This is a genomic window from Flavobacterium sp. Root935 (assembly GCF_001429295.1).
GTDB lineage: Bacteria > Bacteroidota > Bacteroidia > Flavobacteriales > Flavobacteriaceae > Flavobacterium.
This window is the reverse complement of record NZ_LMJL01000008.1, coordinates 87,011-105,651: the sequence shown is the minus strand read 5'-3', so window position 1 is coordinate 105,651 and position 18,641 is coordinate 87,011. Positions and strand designations below refer to the sequence as shown.

Annotated in this window: 13 protein-coding genes; 11 read left to right on the top strand and 2 right to left on the bottom strand. The window is 34.4% G+C overall.

Translation table 11 applies throughout. From position 1 onward, the window contains the following. Nucleotides 1–132 precede the first annotated feature (132 nt). From ASE40_RS06055 to nagB, 8 genes are all read left to right on the top strand, one after another. On the top strand, nt 133–2,553 hold the full coding sequence (locus ASE40_RS06055) for a sugar-binding domain-containing protein (RefSeq protein ID WP_057116072.1): 2,421 nt from the start codon (nt 133–135) through the stop codon (nt 2,551–2,553). Between the two features lie 442 nt (nt 2,554–2,995). Continuing rightward, the gene (locus ASE40_RS06050) at nt 2,996–3,502 is read left to right on the top strand and encodes an endonuclease V (RefSeq protein WP_057116071.1); all 507 of its coding nucleotides are present in this window, start codon (nt 2,996–2,998) and stop codon (nt 3,500–3,502) included. A gap of 128 nt (nt 3,503–3,630) precedes the next feature. After that, nucleotides 3,631–4,437, top strand: coding sequence for an SDR family oxidoreductase (locus ASE40_RS06045; protein WP_057116070.1), 807 nt, complete (start codon nt 3,631–3,633; stop codon nt 4,435–4,437). A gap of 11 nt (nt 4,438–4,448) precedes the next feature. Further along, nucleotides 4,449–4,754, top strand: coding sequence for a hypothetical protein (locus tag ASE40_RS06040; RefSeq protein ID WP_057116069.1), 306 nt, complete (start codon nt 4,449–4,451; stop codon nt 4,752–4,754). Nucleotides 4,755–4,792: 38 nt separating this feature from the next. Further along, complete coding sequence (locus ASE40_RS06035; RefSeq protein ID WP_082586794.1) at nt 4,793–5,707, top strand: helix-turn-helix domain-containing protein; 915 nt, start codon at nt 4,793–4,795, stop codon at nt 5,705–5,707. Nucleotides 5,708–5,863: 156 nt separating this feature from the next. Beyond that, nucleotides 5,864–6,421, top strand: coding sequence for a YdeI/OmpD-associated family protein (locus ASE40_RS06030; protein WP_057116067.1), 558 nt, complete (start codon nt 5,864–5,866; stop codon nt 6,419–6,421). Between the two features lie 314 nt (nt 6,422–6,735). Beyond that, on the top strand, nt 6,736–8,829 hold the full coding sequence (locus ASE40_RS06025) for an alpha-L-fucosidase (RefSeq protein ID WP_057116066.1): 2,094 nt from the start codon (nt 6,736–6,738) through the stop codon (nt 8,827–8,829). Between the two features lie 129 nt (nt 8,830–8,958). After that, nucleotides 8,959–10,887: a glucosamine-6-phosphate deaminase gene (gene nagB / locus ASE40_RS06020; protein ID WP_057116065.1), complete on the top strand. Its 1,929-nt coding sequence runs from the start codon at nt 8,959–8,961 to the stop codon at nt 10,885–10,887. A 346-nt stretch (nt 10,888–11,233) separates the two neighbouring features. Here the strand turns inward: nagB and ASE40_RS06015 are convergent, their stop codons facing one another. Then, nucleotides 11,234–11,947, bottom strand: a complete 714-nt coding sequence (locus ASE40_RS06015) for a LytR/AlgR family response regulator transcription factor (RefSeq protein ID WP_057116064.1) — start codon at nt 11,945–11,947, stop codon at nt 11,234–11,236. Between the two features lie 69 nt (nt 11,948–12,016). Next, nucleotides 12,017–13,075 (bottom strand): sensor histidine kinase, encoded by a 1,059-nt coding sequence (locus ASE40_RS06010; protein WP_057116063.1) that lies wholly within the window; start codon nt 13,073–13,075, stop codon nt 12,017–12,019. A 130-nt stretch (nt 13,076–13,205) separates the two neighbouring features. Here ASE40_RS06010 and ASE40_RS06005 point away from each other — a divergent pair, with 130 nt between their 5' ends. From ASE40_RS06005 to ASE40_RS05995, 3 genes are all read left to right on the top strand, one after another. After that, nucleotides 13,206–15,446, top strand: coding sequence for a GH92 family glycosyl hydrolase (locus ASE40_RS06005; RefSeq protein WP_057116062.1), 2,241 nt, complete (start codon nt 13,206–13,208; stop codon nt 15,444–15,446). Nucleotides 15,447–15,463: 17 nt separating this feature from the next. Further along, entirely contained in the window at nt 15,464–17,341 is a 1,878-nt protein-coding gene (locus ASE40_RS06000) for a sodium:solute symporter family protein (RefSeq protein WP_057116061.1), read from the top strand. Nucleotides 17,342–17,673: 332 nt separating this feature from the next. Then, a complete protein-coding gene (locus ASE40_RS05995; RefSeq protein WP_057116060.1) occupies nt 17,674–18,639 on the top strand; it encodes a glycoside hydrolase family 130 protein in 966 nt (321 codons plus the stop codon). Nucleotides 18,640–18,641 lie beyond the last annotated feature (2 nt).

The following is an 18,641-nucleotide window of genomic DNA, read 5'->3' as shown; positions in this document are numbered from 1 at the left end:
CAAAGGTTTTCATCGTAGAGACGCACTGCAGTGCGTCTAACACACAGTACGGCCAATTGGAACGTAGACGCACTGCGGTGCGTCTCTACGGAAAAAACGTGTGAAGATTTTATTAGAATAAAAAACATATTTATGATTAAACATAAAAACATATTTCAAAAAATTACAATAGCCTTATTGTTTTCGATTTCAATTTTTGCGCAAAAACAAGCCAGAATTGTCGAAGATTTCAATAAAAACTGGAACTTTAAATTAGGAGATTATCCAGATGCAATTCAATCAAATTTCGATGTGAAAGATTGGAGAACTCTTCAACTGCCTCATGATTGGAGTATTGAAGGCGCTTTTGATAAAGATGCTAAAACCAAACAAGCGCAGGGATTTCTACCCGCTGGAAAAGGCTGGTACCGCAAAATATTTACTGTTCCTGCAAACTGGAAAAACAAAACGGTTTCGGTTGAGTTTGACGGCGTTTTTAAAAACAGCGAAGTTTTCATAAATGGCAAATCTTTAGGAATGCGCCCAAATGGTTATATTTCATTTGGGTATGATTTATCGAAATATGTCAACTTTGGAAAAGAGAATATTATCGCGGTAAAAGTCGATAACGATGCACAACCGAATTCAAGATGGTATACGGGTTCGGGAATTTACAGAAATGTACGTTTGGTTGCCAGCGAAAAATTGCATGTAGGGAAGTGGGGAACTTTTGTTACCACGCCTGAAGTTTCTGCAGCAAAATCTAAGATTCATTTAGAAGTTACGATTGATAATGACAATGAAACTTCGAAAGAATTTAAACTAGTTACTTCAGTTTTAAATGCGGACAATAAAGAAGTAGCTAATTTCACTTCAACGGAAAAAATATCGGCTAAAACGTCAGAGAAAAAGATTCACGATTTGGTTTTAAATCAGCCAAAATTGTGGGATACTGAAAACCCATATTTGTATAAAGTAGTTACTAAAATTTATGAGAAATCGAAATTAGTTGACAATTACGAAACGCCTCTTGGTTTCCGTTTCTTTAGTTTTGATTCGGCGAAAGGATTTTCTTTAAACGGAAAACCAACGAAGATTTTGGGAGTCTGCCTACATCATGATAATGGCGCTTTAGGAGCTGTCGAAAATATTCATGCGGTAAGAAGAAAACTGACTTTGATGAAAGAAATGGGCGCAAACGCCATTAGAATGTCTCATAATCCTCATTCTTTGGAAATGATGCAATTGTGTGACGAAATGGGGTTCATCGTTCAGGACGAAGCTTTTGACGTTTGGAAGAAGAAAAAAGTGACCAACGATTACCACAAAAATTGGGATGCGTGGCACAAACAGGATTTAGAAGATTTTATTAAAAGAGACCGCAATCACCCATCGGTTATGATGTGGAGTATTGGGAATGAAATTAGAGAACAGTTTGATTCGACAGGAATTGCGATTACAAGAGAACTGGCTAAAATCGTGAAATCGTTAGATACGACTCGTCCTGTAACTTCGGCTTTGACCGAAAATGTTATTGAAAAGAATTTTATTTATCAATCTGGAGCTTTGGATCTTTTAGGGTTTAATTACAAACACGAAGATTATAAAGATTTTCCAACTCGTTTTAAAGGACAAAAAATATTGGCTTCAGAAAGCGTTTCGGCTTTAGAAACACGCGGACATTATGATTTTCCAGATGGAATTAAAGCCTGGCCAACCAAACACGGTGCTCCATTTGACGGGAATGCAGACTGGACGGTTTCAGCTTACGATCAGGTGAAATCGTACTGGGGCGCAACGCACGAAGAAAACTGGAAAACTATTAAAAAACAGGATTTCATGGCGGGAACTTTTATATGGACCGGTTTTGATTATATCGGAGAACCTGATCCATATCCGTATCCGGCGAGAAGTTCTTATTTCGGAATTGTGGATTTGGCTGGACTTCCAAAAGATGTATATTATATGTACCAAAGTGAATGGTCGAACAAGACAATGCTGCATATTTTTCCGCATTGGAACTGGAAAAAAGATCAGGAAGTAGAAGTTTGGGCATATTACAACAATGCCGATGAAGTGGAATTATTCTTAAACGGAAAATCTCTCGGAACAAAATCAAAACAAAATGATGACTTGCATATTTCATGGAAAGTGAAATTTGAACCAGGAACATTAAAAGCTGTTTCAAGAAAGAACGGAAAATTAGTTTTAGAAAAAGAAATTCGCACAGCGGGAGAAGCTTCAAAAATAGATCTAAAAGCAGATAAAACGACAATTAAAAACGATACTTACGATTTGGTTTATGTCACGGTTTCTATGATAGATAAAGATGGAAACTTATTGCCAAATGCTATGGATTTAATCAATTTTGAAGTGACTGGCGGAGGAAAATTAGTTGGTGTTGATAATGGTTATCAGGCCAATTTGGAGTCGTTTAAAGCGAATTCCTGTAAGTTGTTTAATGGTAAATGTATTGCGATTATTCAATCAAACGGAAAAAAAGAAAATATTCAGTTGAAGGCGACGACAGGAAATGGAATTCCAGTTTCGTCGATTGATATAAAGATTAATTGATCGTTGAATTTATATTTCGCCCCGCTGGGGCTTTTTTCGTGATTTTTACCGTTTTCTATAAATATTTCGCTCCGCTGGAGCTTGTTCTAAAGAATTAAATAGTTTTCAGATCTGGAAGAGCGAAATATTTATAGAAAAGAATTTTCGAATTTATAAGAGCTCCATGGGAGCGAAATATTTGAATCTAAAATTAAAATTTAGAAATTCTATAAATTAAGCTCCTATTGTGTTTGTTATGCAATTAAATAGTTTTTCAGCTCTGTAAGAGCGAAATATTTATAGAAAAGAATTAACAAGATTATCACAAGCTCCATGGGAGCGAAATATTTAGATCTAAATTTAAAAAATCAGTAAACTCCATTAGAAATAATGGAGTTTTTTGTATGAAGTTACAAAGTAGATTTTGTCTTATATTAGCATCTTTGATAAGAAATAAAACACTATGATATTAGCATTTGATACTTACTATTTTGACGGAAAAGCCAAAACAGTTTGTTTGGAATTTGAAGAATGGAATGAAAGTAAAAACTTTAAAATTCACACCGAAATAATAGAAAATGTAGAAGAATATATTCCTGGTGAGTTTTACAGAAGAGAACTTCCCTGTATTTTAAGTTTATTAAATCAAATAGATCTAGCAAAAGTTGATGTTATAATAGTGGATAGTTTTGTTTATTTAGATGATGATAAAAAATATGGTTTAGGCGGACATTTATACGAAAGGCTTAATAAAGAAATTCCGATTATTGGCGTTGCCAAAACAAATTTTGCATCGATTGAAAAAGATAAAGTCGGGATATTAAGAGGTGACAGCCAGAAACCCTTATACGTTACGGCAATTGGTATTGAACTGGATGATGCAGTTCAAAAAGTAAAAAGTATGTCAGGAGAATTTAGAATTCCAACATTGTTGAAAGAGCTGGATCGATTGACGAAAGAGAATTTATAACCAAAACTCCATTAGAAATAATGGAGTTTTTTAGTATCCGTCATTTTGGCTAATAGATCTTCCAAAACGGCTACAAACACCTTTATACTTCGGCTGATCTTTGCATTATAATTTTAAAATAATTAAAAATGCAAAAGACAATTTTTATTACAGGAGCTTCAACAGGATTAGGAAAATCTACAGCAAAATTATTTCAAAGCAAAGGCTGGCAGGTAATTGCGACCATGCGTAATCCAGAAAAGGAAACAGAATTAAATCAATTAGAAAATGTGATTGTACTTCCGTTAGACGTGACAAATTCAGAGCAAATTGATTCTACGATTAAAAGTATTACAGAAAATTATTCGATCGATGTAGTTTTAAATAATGCTGGTTATGGTTTAATTGGCGCTTTAGAATCTTTAGAAAATCATCAAATCGAACGTCAGATCGTGACTAATTTATTTGGGGTTATTCGAGTTTCAAAAGCTTTTGTATCTCACTTCCGAGAGAAAAAAAGCGGTACATTCATTAATATTACTTCTACTTTCGGATTAATGGGTTTTCCTACTTGTTCGATTTATAGCGCAACAAAGTTTGCCGTAGATGGATTTTCAGAAAGTCTGGCATCAGAATTAGTCCAGTTTGGAATACAAGTAAAAGTTGTGGCTCCAGGCGGCATGAAAACAGATTTTGCCATACGATCTATGGAAGTTGCACAACACGAAGCATATGAAAAACTAACTTTTGAAGTGAGTAAAGGGTATAGCGCAGAACAATTAGAAAATTATACAAAAGCCGAAGATGTCGCTCAAATTATCTACGAAGCTGCGACAGATAATAAGAATCAATTACGTTATATTGCCGGAAATGATGCCAACGCATTATACAATGAGCGCTTAAGTTTGGGAGCTGAAAATCAGGTGAAAAGTATCAAAACAATGTTTACTTTTTAATTTTAGATCAGATGAAAAATCAAGCTATAGAATTGACTACCTTTAAATTGAAAGGATTTACAACAAAACAGTTTATTGAAGCTAATGCTGCAATTGATGCATTTTTGAAACGCCAAAAAGGATTTCGTTCCCGAACTATTTTCGAATTAAAGAAAGATGTCGTGTATGATATGCTGGTTTGGGACAGCGAAGAAGATGGTACAAGTGCAATGCATAAATTAATGACTGAATTGAGAGATTCGCCCGTACATGATATGATCGATCAAAGTACTGTGAGCTGGAACATTGCGCCAGTCGAACATTTTGTAAATTTGTAAAATATTCAGCGTTTTAAGCTGTACATTCATCCATGAAAATGAAAAACCAACCCAGAATATTCAATACCATTTCGGAGTTGCATAAAGCAATGGGACAACCGAAACCATTGCATCCGCTAATTAGCATTTTGAATTATGGCGAAGCCGTATTTGAGCCCACAGATTTTGAAAATGGAATTGTTTTGGATTTTTATAAGATATCTTTCAAGACAAATTTTACAGGAAAACTGCGTTACGGACATGGTTTTTACGATTTTGAAGAAGGCGGAATGTCGTTTGTTTCTCCGGGGCAAGTTTTGAAAATGCAGGAAGAAGAAGCCGATTACAGCGGTATGTCATTAAATATTCATCCAGATTTTTTTCGTCCATATTCTTTAAATGAAAATATTAAAAAATATGGATTTTTCTCTTATTCGGCTGCCGAAGCTTTATATCTTTCAGAAAAAGAAAAAGAGACAATTTTAGGCGTTTTTATAAATATTCAGAATGAACTGAACGAACGAATCGATCATTTTAGTCAGGATGTTATTATCTCGCAAATAGAACTTTTGCTGAATTACAGTAATCGATTTTACAATCGACAATTTATAACCCGAAAAGCGGTTAATAATGATGTGCTTTCTAAACTGGAAAATTTATTAGAAGATTATTTTAATAGCGAAAAACCACAAGAAAATGGTTTGCCAACGGTTCAATATGTTGCAGACGAATTGCAGTTGTCCTCCAGATATTTGAGCGATTTATTACGAAGTACTTCGGGACAAAATACACAACAGTTTATTCATGACAAATTAATAGAAAAAGCTAAAGAATACATTGCCAAAGGAACTTTTTCGGTTTCAGAGATCGCTTATAAATTAGGTTTTGAACATCCGCAGTCATTTAATAAACTTTTCAAGAAAAAGACAAATACAAGTCCGATCGAATTTAAAGAATTATTTAATAAAAATTAAAATATTGCATTAGTAATTTTGAACCATATATGTTATTTTAAGTTTCCTCTTAATTAAGATAACATATATGGTTTTATTCTTTAAATTAACTTAGCGCCTCTGCTTCAGATAGCTATCGGGATTGTGTGATTCTTTGTACATTTATAAAAAAAAATAATGACACCAACTTTCTTCGCAAATCAATCCGAATTTAGAAAATGGCTAGAGAAAAATCACCAAAAAGAGAAAGAACTTTTGGTCGGTTTTTACAAAGTTAACAGCAAAAAGCCATCTATGAGCTGGTCAGAATCTGTAGATCAGGCGCTTTGTTTTGGGTGGATCGATGGCGTTCGGAAATCTATAGATCAAGATAGTTATACCATCCGTTTTACTCCCAGAAAGCCTTCCAGCATTTGGAGCGCGATTAATATTCAAAAGATGGAAGATTTAACCAAAGTAGGACTTATGACAGATGCCGGATTAAAAGCATTTAGTTTTAGAACGGAAAGTAAATCTAAAATCTATTCACACGAAAAAGAACCCGTTCCGCTGGATGAAGCTTATGAGAAAGAGTTTAAAAGTAATAAAATAGCTTGGGAATTTTTTGAGAAACAAGCGCCTTCATACAAAAAAGTAATGATCCATTGGATTATGAGTGCCAAGCAGGAAAAAACGAGACAATCACGTCTTGAAAAAACGATTATAGAAAGCCAAAATCAAAAGAGAATATTGTAAAAAATTATTGTGCTTTGGCCTTTTAACCAATGGTACATATACGTTTTTTTTCATATCCATTTATAGATGCCACAAAGTTAGGTTTTTCAATTACAATGATAAACAGATTGTTTGTTTTGCTTGCGTTTGTTGTTTCCGCTATTTTGATTTTTATTTTGAGATGGAAGATTAAACTCTTTCAAGTCAAATCATATTTTAAATATACATTCAAAACCAAAACACTTTTAAATTTGTTGTTGGTCGAAATTCTGTAGATGAGAAAATCAATTTATACTACATTTATGCTTTATAGACCATTTTAAAGCAGATCAGCAATGAAAAAAATATTCCTTTCCTTATGTCTTTTGGGTGTAATTTCTAATGTTTCGAGTCAGGAATTGGCCAATGCTCCAAAGCCTTTTGGACCGCTTCCGACGCAAAAACAAATTGACTGGCAGGAAATGGAATTTTATGCTTTTGTACACTTTTCATTAAACACTTTTACCAATAAAGAATGGGGTTACGGAGACGAATCGCCAGAACTTTTTAATCCGTCACAATTAGACGTTCGCCAGTGGGCGCGCGTGGTAAAAGAGGCTGGAATGAAAGGAATTATTTTGGTAGCCAAACATCACGACGGTTTTTGTTTATGGCCATCAGCTTATACAGAACGCTCGGTTAAGAATTCACCTTGGGAAAATGGAAAAGGAGATTTGGTAAAAGAATTGGCTGAAGCCTGTAAAGAATACGATTTGAAATTAGGATTATATCTTTCGCCTTGGGACAGAAATCATCCGCAATACGGAAAACCTGAATATATAACGTATTTTAGAAATCAATTAAAAGAATTATTGACAAATTACGGAGATGTTTTCGAAATGTGGTTTGACGGTGCAAATGGCGGTGATGGTTATTACGGAGGCGCCAATGAAACCAGAAAAATCAATTCGCTTACTTATTATAATTGGGATGAAACTTATAAAATGATTTACGATATCGCTCCAAAAACTTTGGTTTGGGGAGTTGGACCATCAGAAGCAAGATGGATTGGGAATGAAGAAGGACGTGCCGGAAAAACCAATTGGTCGTTATTACGTCAGAAAGATGAATTGGCTGGAAAAGTCCATTACAGCGAATTTATGTCTGGACATGAAGATGGCGAAAAATGGGTTCCTGGTGAAGCCGATGTTTCGATCAGACCAGGATGGTTTTACCATTCCGTTGAAGACGATAAAGTTCGTTCGCTTGACGAAATGGTTGATATTTATTATGAATCAATTGGAAGAAATGCGACTTTGTTATTGAATCTTCCAGTTGACAGACGTGGTTTGGTTCATGAAAATGATGAAGAGAGATTAAAGGAATTGGTTGCAACAATAAAAGCCGATTTCAAAACAGAATTATTGGCTGGTTCTAAAGTTCAAGCTTCAAACATAAGAGCAGTCGATTCTAATTTCGGACCTCAAAATGTTATTGACGGAAATAAAAATACATATTGGGCAACAGACGACAAAGTTAAGCAAGCTGCAATCGAGTTTACGTTTAAAAAGCCAACAGCAATTAATAGAATTTCACTTCAGGAATATATAAAATTGGGTCAGCGCGTAAAAGCATTTTCTGTTGAAGCAAAAGTTGACGGACAATGGAAAACGATTGCCAATGAAACTACAATTGGTTACAAAAGAATTCTTCGTTTAGACCGTGTTACAGCTTCGGCAATTAGAGTTAATATTTTGGATGCTAAAGCAGGATTTGTAATCAGTACAATTCAAGCATATAATGCTCCGACTTTTGTTAAGGAACCTCAGATTCTTCGTGATAAAAATGGCTTGGTGACAATTAAATCGGAAGATGGAAATGCCGTTTATTACACTTTAGACGGAAAAATGCCTTCTGGAAAAAGCACTTTATACAAAACTCCTTTTACTTATAATAAAGCAGTAACAATTAAAGCCATTTCCAGAAATACGAAAGAAAAAATTAATAGTGCTGTTAAAACGGCTAAATACGGAGTTTCTAAAGAAAAATGGAAAGTGATTTCGGTTTCAAGCGGTGACACTAAAACTGTTGAAAAAATTATTGACGGCGACGCCAATACTGACTGGGGTTTTGGAAATGACGAAAATAAACTGCCTCAATCTGTAATTATCGACATGGGTGAATTAATGGAAATAAAAGGCTTTACGTATATACCACAGCAGGTTGGAAATAATTTAAATTTAATTTCGAATTATGAATTTTATACCAGCGAAGACAGTATCACATGGACTAAACAATCGGAAGGAGAATTCTCAAATATTAAACACAACCCAATTGAACAATTTAAGAGTTTTGCTGCAGTTAAAGCAAGATTTTTAAGATTTGCTGCAACAGCTGGCATAGGAAAAGGGCAAAGTGTTTCGATTGCCGAAATCAGCATCATCGAATAATAACTTTTTCTGCTCGTTAAAAACTACTTGAAGTTTGCTATTTTGTTTTCTGCCGAACGATAGTCGTTATTAGTCGAAATTTTAGTTCTAAAGGACAATTTAATTCTACTTTTATCTTACATTAATTAAATGAGCGACAGCGATATGATTAAAGAAGATATTGGTTTTACGGAAGCAGGAAAATTTGAAGAAACTCGTTTTGAGAAAATTCATAATGTTATTTTCGAATCGTCGCAGGAAGCTTCTTTATTGGTCGCGCAGGAAATTGCCAATTTAATTCAGAGAAAAAACGAGCTGAACGAACCTTGTGTTTTAGGTTTAGCTACAGGATCTTCTCCAATAAAAGTTTACGAAGAGCTTGTAAGAAAACATAAAGAAGAAGGACTGAGTTTTGCAAACGTAGTGACCTTCAATTTAGATGAATATTATCCGATGGATAAAAATGATATTCAGAGTTATTATCATTTTATGCACGAGCATTTGTTTCATCACGTTAATATTCTTCCAGAAAATATCAATATTCCAGACGGACAGGTTAGTGCTGAGGAATTACAGCAATATTGTATTGATTATGAGATGAAAATTAAATCGTACGGCGGATTGGATTTTCAGCTTTTAGGAATTGGCAGAACAGGACATATTGGTTTTAATGAACCAGGTTCGCATGTAAACTCTGGAACCCGAAGTATTACTTTGGATCATTTGACACGTGTCGATGCGGCCTCTTCTTTTTTAGGAATTGACAATGTTCCCAGAAAAGCCATTACAATGGGAATTGGAACCGTTAGAAATGCAAAAAGAATCGTTTTACTAGGATGGGGAATCAGTAAAGCAGGAATTATAAAAAATACAATTGAAGGCGAGGTTTCTTCGCAAGTGCCAGCTACGTATTTACAAGAGCATAACAACACAACATTTGTTCTAGATACAGAAGCTTCATCTGAACTTACAAGAGTAAAAACGCCTTGGCTGGTTAAGTCTTGTGTTTGGACAGATGAATTAAAATTAAAAGCGGTGGCCTGGTTAAGTGAGTTGACGAAGAAACCTTTCCTAAAACTAACAGATAAAGATTATAACGACAACGGTATGTCGAGTCTTTTGACGGAAGAAGGTACTGCATATGATTTGAACATTAAGATGTTTAATAAAATGCAGCAAACCATTACAGGATGGCCGGGAGGAAAACCAAATGCAGATGATACCTATAGACCAGAACGTTCAACTCCTGAAAAGAAAAGAGTAATTATTTTCAGTCCACATCCGGATGATGATGTGATTTCGATGGGAGGAACATTTGACCGTTTGGTAGAGCAGGGACATGAAGTTCATATTGCGTATCAGACTTCTGGAAATATAGCGGTTTCGAATGAGGAAGCTCTAAAATTTGCAGAAATTTCAAAAGCATTAAATCCAGATTCTGCTGTTTCGGATGAAATTGTTGATTTCCTTCAAAATAGAACTGGAAATGAAATTGATTCTCCTGAGGTTAGAAAATTAAAAGGATTAATAAGAAGAAGCGAATCTTTTGGGGCAACTCGTTACATTGGTTTGCCAGATTCAAATGTTAACTTTTTAGATCTTCCTTTTTACGAAACAGGAACAGTGAAAAAGAATAATCTTTCGGATGCAGATATCGACATTATGTGTGATATTATTGAAAGAATAAAACCGCATCAAATTTATGCCGCCGGAGATTTGGCAGATCCGCACGGAACTCATAAAGTTTGTTTAGACAGTTTGTTTGAAGCTTTAAAAAGATTAAAACACAAAAGTTTTATGGACGACTGCTGGGTTTGGCTTTACAGAGGCGCATGGCATGAATGGGAATCGTACCAAATTGACATGGCAGTACCAATGAGTCCTGACCAGGTTTTAAAGAAACGACATGCAATTTTTTATCACCAATCTCAAAAAGACGGGGTTATGTTTCAAGGTGATGACAGCAGGGAGTTTTGGGTGCGAGTTGAAGACAGAAATAGATTGACTGCAGAAAAATATCACAACTTAGGATTAGCAGATTATTCGGCTATCGAAGCGTTTAAACGTTATCATTTCTAATGGTTTTTCCAGCAATAAAGATAATAGACTATTTCATGGTTTATTTTGGTTAGTTACCTATAATTGAGAGAAAATGCGGTCGTGGTTGGCCGCATTTTCGTTTTTTACTCGTTTTGTGTTTTTTTACTGCAGAGTTTTTTTTAACCGCGAAGTTTTTTTAACCGCAAAGAGCGCAAAGATTTACGCAAAGCTCACAAAGGGTTTTTTTCTAAATGAAAATAGATAAAAAAGTTCGCAAAGCTTATTCTTTAAGCTTTGCGAACTTTTTTATAATCCTTTTTTAAAATATAAACTAAAAAAAACTTAGCGAACTTTGCGTAAATCTTTGCGCCTTTGCGGTAAAACCCTAAATGGAAGAATTCAAAATTTTCTGCTTTACTTCGTCTATATAAGATCTTCCGATAACGTATCTAAGTCCTTCAATTTCAATGCTATTTCCTTCTACAGCATCAATTTTGTCAATTGCGATCGTGTAAGATCTGTGGATTCTGATGAAATCTCTTTCGGGCAATAAACTCGTAAAATCTGATAAAGTGCTGTGAATAATGAACTTTCCAGAGGTTGTGCTTATTTTTAAATAATCTTTTAAGCTTTCGATGACTAAAATTTCGTTCAAGAAAATCTTCTTCATTTTTTTCTTGTCGATTTTAACGAAGATGAAAGGGTTTTCTTTACTATTTTCCTGCGGAATTTTACTGGTATTATTAAGTCGTTTGTTGATTTTGTTTACGGCTTTCATTAATCTAGGAAACTCAATTGGTTTTACCAGATAATCTAAAACATCCAGCTCGTAAGTTTCAATTGCAAATTGATCATAAGCGCTCGTGATAATAAGCAGAGGCGGGTTTTCTAAACTTTTGATAAAATTTATACCGTCTAACACAGGCATATTAATGTCAAGAAAAATTACATCAATAGTATTGTTTTTCAAGAAATTTAACCCTTCAATAGAATTACTAAAGGTATTAATGAGTTCTAAATCTTCAATCTGTTCAATATAACTTTTAATAACGTTTATTGCCAATGGCTCATCATCGATAATTAAACACTTTATTTTCATTTGTAAATATTATTTTAGGCCGATATGGTTTTTTTGTAGGTATAGTTTTCGAAATAGCTAAAAGCGAGGCTACGTGACTTTTATGACTAGTTTAACGACAAAAATATTCTTTTTATTTTTAAATGAAAGCTTATAGTCACTTTTATTATATCCTAATTCAAGTCTTTTTTTGACGTTTTCAATACCTATACCACTTGCCTTGTTAAAATTATCTTTATGTACGGTAATTTCGGGCATTGGGTTTGAAATACTGAAGTATAAGAAATCGCCTTTTACCTTAAAATTAATATCGATAACAACATTTCCGGTATTTTTATTAACGCCATGTTTAAAAGCATTTTCAACAAAAGTCAATAATAGAACGGGTGAAATTTCTTTATCATGTATATCTCCCGAAATGTACATATTAACTTCTAGTCTTTCTCCGTTTCTAATTCTCTCTAAATCAAGATAATTTTGAATACATAGAATTTCGTTCTCTAATGACTGTTTTTTTTCTTTTGTTTCATAAAGCATGTAACGCATTAATTCAGAGAGCTTTAAAACTATCTTAGGCGTTTTATTTGATTTTTCTACAGAAAGCGAATAAATATTATTCAAGGTATTAAAGAAAAAGTGAGGTGAAATCTGAGATTTTAAAAATAATAATTCTGTTTCCAGCTGCGATTTTTCCAGATCGGTGACACGTTTTTGTTCTTGTAAAAGATCAAGCGTGATTTTAATAGCTGTTACAAAAGTCATCACATATAATTCACCCATCATCATATCTATCGTATAATTTAGCGTAAGTGTATTGATGGTTTGCGGACCTTCTGGCCAAACGTCATGCGTAATCAGCAAATAAGTCAAATTAAATTTTAGAACAACCATGACAAATATCGCCGAAAGTACAGTTATAATATATAGGACATATTTCTTGCGATAGACCAAATGAGGCATCAAAACCAAAATATTCAGATAACATAATGCCATGTGAATAGGAAAACCAAGTAAAGTAGTTTTTAAAGAATATACGTAATCGTTAAAATAGCTTCCCCAGCGCAGTGTATTGAACAAAAAATACGTGAGCCAAAAGTAAACATGATAGCGTATAGGTAAAGTGTAAAGCTTGCTTGAGTTGAAAATCATAGTGGTAATTTAAAATGTCGTTTGTTGCTTTTTTTTGATGTTTAGAGCTGTTTAAATGTCGTCCGTCTAAATTTATTTTGGTAAAAGTTGAATTTATCTAAATTTAAAGTTAAATTAATATTGTTTTGATATGAGGAAAATTACTCTGCTTTCTCTGACGGTAATTTTTATTGCAAGTTGCAAAATAAATGTAGATAAAAATAAACATCAGCAAAGTTTTGCAGCAAATTATGTAGATCCTTTCATAGGTACTGGAGGTCACGGACATACGTATCCAGGCGCAACGGTTCCTTTTGGGATGTTACAAGTGAGTCCCGATAATGGAATTTCAAGCTGGGACTGGTGCTCAGGCTATCATTATTCTGACTCTATAGTTTCTGGATTTAGTCACTTACACTTAAGCGGAACAGGAATCGGTGATTTGGCAGATATTTTATTTATGCCGACAAACAAAAAGTTAGACTTAACCGCCAAAGCCGCTTCACGCGATTTCCTTCCGTATAAATCAAAATATAATCATGTTAACGAAAAAGCAGTACCGGGTTATTACCAAGTTTTTCTTGAAGATCCTAAAATCAATGTAGAATTAACGTCTACGCAAAGAACCGCATACCATAAATATACTTTTAATGATACCAATACACAATCAGTTATTGTAGATCTTGGTTTCGCTATTAATTGGGACAAAGCGGTAAAAACTTCTATTACAATTGAAGATGCCAATACCATCAGCGGTTACCGTTACAGTACAGGCTGGGCAAAAAATCAGAAAGTATTTTTTGTGGCTAAATTTTCAAAACCAATCACCGAATCTATTATTACGGCTGATAAAAAGGTAGTGAATGCTAAAAATGCTGAAGGAGAAAATACTGCGCTGCAATTATTCTTTGATCCTAAAAATTCTAAAGAATTAGGAGTAAAAGTGGCACTTTCTTCAGTGAGTATTGCTAATGCGAAAGACAATTTAGATAAAGATCAGGAATTTGAAAAAGTAAAAACAGATGCTTCTGCAGTTTGGAATAAAGCTTTAAGCAAAATTTCTGTAGAAACTCCAATTGATTCTTTAAAAACTATTTTCTACAGCGCTTTGTATCACGCTCAAGTTGCACCAGTTACGTACAGCGATAAAAACGGACAGTTTAGAACTGAAGATAACAAAATTGTAACTTCAAAAAATTATACCGCTTATTCTACTTTATCACTTTGGGATACGTTTAGAGCTGAAAATCCGCTCCTTACTATTTTAGATCCAAATAGAGTTTCAGATATGGTTAACTCAATGTTAGCGTATTACGAAACCAAAAAAATATTGCCAGTTTGGACTTTGTATGCTAATGAAACCAATACAATGACAGGATATCACTCTATTCCAGTTATTACAGATGCTTATTTAAAAGGTATTAAAGGTTTTGATGCGGAAAAAGCTTTTGAAGCAATGAAAGCCACAATGATGCAGGATGAACGCGGCTTAAATTTCTACAAAAAATACGGTTACATTCCTTATAATTTATTAGACGAATCGGTTACCATTACTTTAGAATATGCTTACGACGATTGGTGCGTGGCGCAAATGGCTAAAGCTCTAGGAAAAACAGCTGATTATGAGTTTTTCTCCAAACGTGCAAAAGCTTACGAATATTTATTTGATGCGAAATCTGGTTTTATGAGAGGAAAATCGGAAGATGGAAAATCTTGGAACGAACCTTTCGACCCAAAACATTCAAATCACAGAGAACATACTGATTATACAGAAGGAAATGCTTGGCAGCACAGCTGGTTTGTACCTCATAATGTTGACAATTTTATTAAGCTTCATGGCGGAAATGCCACTTTCACAAAACGATTAGAACAATTATTTACAGAAAGTTCTGAAATTACTGGAAACAATGTTTCAGCAGATATTTCTGGTTTGATTGGGCAGTATGCACACGGAAACGAGCCAAGCCATCACATTGCTTATATGTTTAATCACGCTGGTCAGCCTTGGAGAACGCAATATTGGGTGCGTCATATTTTGGACACACAATATAATACGACTGCAAATGGTCTAAGCGGAAACGAAGACTGCGGACAAATGTCGGCTTGGTATGTATTCAGCTCAATGGGATTATACCCAATGAATCCAGCTTCTGGTGAATACGAAATTGGAAGTCCGATTTTCGAGAAATCAACTTTAAATCTTCCAAACGGAAAAACTTTTGTAATTGAAGCAGAGAATGTTTCCAACAAAAATTTTTATATCCAATCGGCTACTTTAAACGGAAAAGCATTTAATAAAACAGCAATCTCTCACCAAGAAATGCTGCAAGGCGGTGTGCTTCATTTTACAATGGGAGCACAGCCAAACAAAAACTGGGGTTTGACTAACTAATTCAAAATAAATATTTAATGAACATTATAGACGTATCAATCATTTTAATCTATATCGTAATGTCGGTCGGTATAGGAATCTGGATTTCAAGAAAAGCATCAAAAGGGCTTGACGATTATTTCCTTGGCGGGAAATCTATCAAATGGTATTTTTTAGGATTGAGCAATGGCTCAGGAATGTTTGATGTTTCAGGAACTTCCTGGATGATTGGAGTTTTATTTTTATATGGCGTAAAAAGTTTCATGTTTATGTGGCTTTGGCCGATTTGGAATCAGATTTTCGTCATGATGTTCCTCGCAGTCTGGATTAGAAGATCGAAAGTAATGACGGGTTCTGAATGGATTTTAACTCGTTTTGGAAGCGATAAAGCAGGAAAAGCTTCTCATATTATTGTAGCCATTTTTGCTATTATTTCTACGATTGGTTTCATCGCTTATTTCTTCGTTGGAATTGGAAAATTTGTAACCATTATTCTTCCTTGGGATTTAACAGTTCACATGAACGGTGGTGTTTTCTTAACATCAGAACAAGCTTATGCATTGTTAATCATTTTCTTAACTACGATTTATACCGTAAAAGGCGGAATGTTTTCAGTAGTGGCAACAGAAGTGGTCCAATATATCATTATGATTGTTGCAGGTGTTCTAATTGCTGGTTACGCATTCATTAATTATACTGATATTCAAATCAATTCTGTAATTACTCCAGAATGGAAAAATGTCTTCTTCGGATGGGAATTTGAAACACAATGGGGCGATAAATTTGAAACTTTCAACAGATTAATTGATACAGAAGGTTATAAAATGTTTGGTGCTTTCATCGGAATGACGCTTTTCAAAGGATTCTTTGCAAGTGTCGCAGGTCCAACTCCAAGTTACGATTTACAGCGTGTTCTTTCTACAAAATCAGTAAAAGAAGCAGCTTACATGAGTGGTTTTACCAACTTGATTTTATTTATTCCGAGATATTTATTAATCACTGGAATTGTGGTTATTGCATTGGTAAATCTTGCGCCAGAATTAAACGCAAATGTTAATCTTACGGGAGCAGATTTAGAATTATTAATGCCAAAAGTGGTGAATCTTTATATCCCAGTTGGAATTAAAGGAATTCTTCTAGCAGGTTTATTAGCTGCTTTTATGTCTGGATTCTCAGCTTTCGTAAATGCTGGTCCTGCATATATCGTAAATGATATTTATAAAAAATACTTCAAACCAGTTGCTTCAAATCAGCACTATATTAAAGTAAGTCAGATTTCTTCTTTCTTAGTTGTTGGACTTGGAGTTTTCATGGGATTCTTTGCAGATTCTATCAACTCTTTAACGCTTTGGATTACAAGTGCTTTGTACGGAGGTTACGTTGCGGCGAACTTCTTAAAATGGATTTGGTGGCGTTTCAACGGATGGGGTTATTTCTGGGGAATGGTCGGCGGACTTGTTGCAGCTTCGCTTCAATTTGTTTTAGATCAGAATAAAGGAAATTTTGGAGACGGAACGTTATTACATCAACTTTCGCAAGTGCCATCGATTTACTTATTCCCATTAATTTTCGGATTTTCGATATTAGGTTGTCTTTTAGGAACTTACTTGAGCAATCCAACAGATATGGAAGTGCTGAAATCTTTCTACAGCAATGTTAGACCTTGGGGATTCTGGAATCCAGTTTACAAACAATTAAAAGCGGAAGATCAATCTTTTCAAAAAAATAATGATTTCTATCTAGATATGATGAATTGTGTGATCGGAATTGTATGGCAGTCAAGCATGATCCTGCTTCCGATTTATTTCATCATCAGAGATTATCCAAAAGCTTGTGTTGCTTTAGTTGTCTTTTTAGTTACAACTACAGTATTGAAGTTTACTTGGTTAGACCGAGTTAGGAAGATTGAAGAGTAGATTTTAGAGGCGAGATTTTAGAAGCAAGAAGCAAGATAATAGAAATAAGATAATAGAGGGAAAAGCGAGATTCTAGAGGTAAGAATTTTGAAATATTTTTAAACACATAGAAACATAGATTTTTTTGACTTTGAAAAGAGTGTAGAAAGAAACTAGTTTCTAACACATAGCTTTGAACATAGCCCGTAGTTTCAACTACGGGAACTTAAGATTGTCCGTAAAGCTATGTTTATTAAAATAAGTGAAACGCCTTTTGTACGTTCCAAAAAGCTATGATTCTATGTGTTTAAATAAAGAATAAAAAAAAACTAATAAATAAAAAAAAACAAAAAATGAGTACTATTCCTTGGCAAGACAGACCCGAAAACAGTAAAGATGTAATGTGGAGATATTCTGAGAATCCAATTATCGACAGATATTCGATTCCTTCTTCAAACAGTATATTCAATAGTGCAGTTGTACCTTTTGGAGACGGATATGCTGGGGTTTTTAGATGTGATAATAAAGCAGTTCAGATGAATATTTTTGCTGGGTTCAGTAAAGATGGTATCAATTGGGACATTAACCACGAACCAATTGAGATGAAATCTGGAAATACAGAAATGATCGAATCTGCTTATAAATACGATCCTCGTGTGGTTTGGATCGAAGATCGTTACTGGATTACTTGGTGTAACGGTTACAACGGACCAACAATTGGTATTGGTTATACTTTTGATTTTAAAGAATTTTTCCAATGCGAAAATGCCTTTTTACCATTCAACAGAAACGGAGTTTTATTCCCGCAAAAAATCAACGGAAAATATGCCATGTTAAGCCGTCCAAGTGATAATGGACACACTCCTTTTGGAGATATCTGGATCAGCTATAGCCCAGATATGAAATATTGGGGAGAACACAGATTAGTGATGAAACCATCTCCATTTGAGCAAAGTGCTTGGCAGTGTACAAAAGTAGGTGCAGGACCAATTCCGATTTTAACTGACGAAGGTTGGTTAATGATTTACCACGGAGTTATCAATACCTGCAACGGTTTCCGTTATGCAATGGGTTCAGCATTATTAGAAACAGACGCTCCAGATCAAGTAAAATACAGAACACAACCTTATTTATTAGGACCTGCAGAAACGTATGAGATGGTTGGAGATGTACCAAATGTAGTTTTCCCATGTGCTGCTTTACACGATTTTGAAGAAGATAAATTAGCAGTTTATTACGGTGCTGCCGATACTCACGTAGCAATTGCTTTCGGAAAATTAAGTGAAGTAATTCAGTTTACAAAAGATAATAGTTTATAATA

Excerpts from the sequence above, each read along its gene's own strand:
- ASE40_RS06055 (WP_057116072.1), top strand. The coding sequence starts at position 133 with ATGATTAAACATAAAAACATATTTCAAAAAATTACAATAGCCTTATTG.
- ASE40_RS06050 (WP_057116071.1), top strand. The coding sequence starts at position 2,996 with ATGATATTAGCATTTGATACTTACTATTTTGACGGAAAAGCCAAAACA.
- ASE40_RS06045 (WP_057116070.1), top strand. The coding sequence starts at position 3,631 with ATGCAAAAGACAATTTTTATTACAGGAGCTTCAACAGGATTAGGAAAA.
- ASE40_RS06040 (WP_057116069.1), top strand. The coding sequence starts at position 4,449 with ATGAAAAATCAAGCTATAGAATTGACTACCTTTAAATTGAAAGGATTT.
- ASE40_RS06035 (WP_082586794.1), top strand. The coding sequence starts at position 4,793 with ATGAAAAACCAACCCAGAATATTCAATACCATTTCGGAGTTGCATAAA.
- ASE40_RS06030 (WP_057116067.1), top strand. The coding sequence starts at position 5,864 with ATGACACCAACTTTCTTCGCAAATCAATCCGAATTTAGAAAATGGCTA.
- ASE40_RS06025 (WP_057116066.1), top strand. The coding sequence starts at position 6,736 with ATGAAAAAAATATTCCTTTCCTTATGTCTTTTGGGTGTAATTTCTAAT.
- nagB (WP_057116065.1), top strand. The coding sequence starts at position 8,959 with ATGAGCGACAGCGATATGATTAAAGAAGATATTGGTTTTACGGAAGCA.
- ASE40_RS06015 (WP_057116064.1), bottom strand. The coding sequence starts at position 11,947 with ATGAAAATAAAGTGTTTAATTATCGATGATGAGCCATTGGCAATAAAC.
- ASE40_RS06010 (WP_057116063.1), bottom strand. The coding sequence starts at position 13,075 with ATGATTTTCAACTCAAGCAAGCTTTACACTTTACCTATACGCTATCAT.
- ASE40_RS06005 (WP_057116062.1), top strand. The coding sequence starts at position 13,206 with ATGAGGAAAATTACTCTGCTTTCTCTGACGGTAATTTTTATTGCAAGT.
- ASE40_RS06000 (WP_057116061.1), top strand. The coding sequence starts at position 15,464 with ATGAACATTATAGACGTATCAATCATTTTAATCTATATCGTAATGTCG.
- ASE40_RS05995 (WP_057116060.1), top strand. The coding sequence starts at position 17,674 with ATGAGTACTATTCCTTGGCAAGACAGACCCGAAAACAGTAAAGATGTA.